The following is a 1,518-nucleotide window of genomic DNA, read 5'->3' as shown; positions in this document are numbered from 1 at the left end:
GCCTGCCGCCGGCCGGCTTACCGCCCCGCGTCGCGCGGAGCGCGACGCCTTGATCCAGAACAGAGGAAATCGGCAGCAGCGTGGGGGCGATAGGTAGAGCGAGGCATCTCGATCGGCATGAGTGACGACCTTTCGTCAGGGATGGACGGCAACGGTCCCTGACGATCATGGCAATCGAAGGTCATCGCCGTAAAGGATGCCGGTCTGCGCAGCCAACTCTCAAGGCGCGGGTACCTTGCGAGCCAGCGAGATCATGGCAGCCTTCGGCCTGCTCGTCCCCTTGAATCCAAACCCCGGCGGTGCTGGTCTTCGCCTCCATGCCGCCTTACCTTGAACGCGGTCGTCCACACACGGCTGCCGCCACCCCGGTTTGGCGAAGTCTCCCTATTCCTGAGGTTGAAGGCTTTGCCTTCTTGCTCTCGAGTGAATTCAGCTCGTCTTGTAGATCTCGAAGCCAGGTCTTCGTATCCTGAAAGTCATACTTCTCTAGGCCCTGCAGATCGAGGTCATGGCGTAGGGATTGGAGAGATAGGTTGCGAAATGCATAAAGCTCCTCTGGCCTCTGTCCTTGGGCATGCCATTTGCTACACAGAATTCGCAGGCCCAATATGGCCCCTCTGGTGGTAGAGCTCGCACACATTCCACCGGTCGAATAGACCCATTTGTTCAGATTTATGGCGACCTCCAAGGCTGTATCTGCCGTGATTGGTTCGGCTGCGCCGTGGGAAAGCGGGGCCATGGCACCAAATGCAGCTGGATACGAGTCCAAGCGTAGCTTGTACAACTCAAGGCTCCACGCTATCTTTGTCTCGAAAACCCACTTACTTTTTTCCCGCCGAAACTGGAGCCATGCTAGCGAGCTGCTGACAATGCCGATAGTTAGCGCAACCAAGCCCGAGATCGTGGCGGCGGTGACAGAGACCTGCATGACTTGACAAAAGCCCATGACATGCGCGGCGTCAATCTGTATGTCAGGTTCCCGCCGCATCGATCACTCATTCTGATCGGCCAGAGCAAGGTCGCGTTACCAGCTTCTCCCGGCGACGCCGGTGCCCGCAGTCACGCTTGCCGCTGCCACGCGGTGCAGGGAGTAGCCCAACCTTGCCGCTGGCGCGTCCTGACACCTCGCTTACAAGCTCTGTGCACCCCGTCCGTACTTGTCCGCCGGCGGCTGCACGCTCGGAGCTTCGTCCATGGCAGGGCTCGTCAGTGTGCTGCTGTCCGGCGCGGTTGCTGTCAGCGTTGCTGTCGACAGCCAGTCCGCCGGCGCGACCGAGGCTGTGAGCTTCCCCCGCTTTGATGGAGGGGTGGTTACCTGCTGCCGGTCGGTGCAGGGGTGATGATATCTGGCTCGGTCTGGCTGGTCTGTTGGTGGTGCCAGGCGGTCTCGTACTCGTCGGGGCTGAGGTCGCCCAGTTCTTTTTGGATGCGGCGGGTGTTGTACCACCCGTCGATGTAGGCGAAAATCGCGTTCTCGGCCTCGTCGCGGGTCCGCCAGCTTGTGCGGTAGACGAGTTC

The 1,518-nt window shown here is 60.4% G+C and carries 1 protein-coding gene; it reads right to left on the bottom strand.

The window, feature by feature from the left end:
- Window positions 1-1,311: 1,311 nt before the first annotated feature.
- On the bottom strand, window positions 1,312-1,518 hold a 207-nt coding region (locus tag ABZU52_RS32415; protein ID WP_354974716.1), incomplete at its 5' end, for an IS3 family transposase.

The organism is Micromonospora sp. NPDC005220 (assembly GCF_040607895.1).
In the GTDB taxonomy this organism is placed as follows: domain Bacteria; phylum Actinomycetota; class Actinomycetes; order Mycobacteriales; family Micromonosporaceae; genus Micromonospora.
Note: the sequence above shows the minus strand (reverse complement) of the source record. Positions and strands in the feature narration are given on the sequence as shown.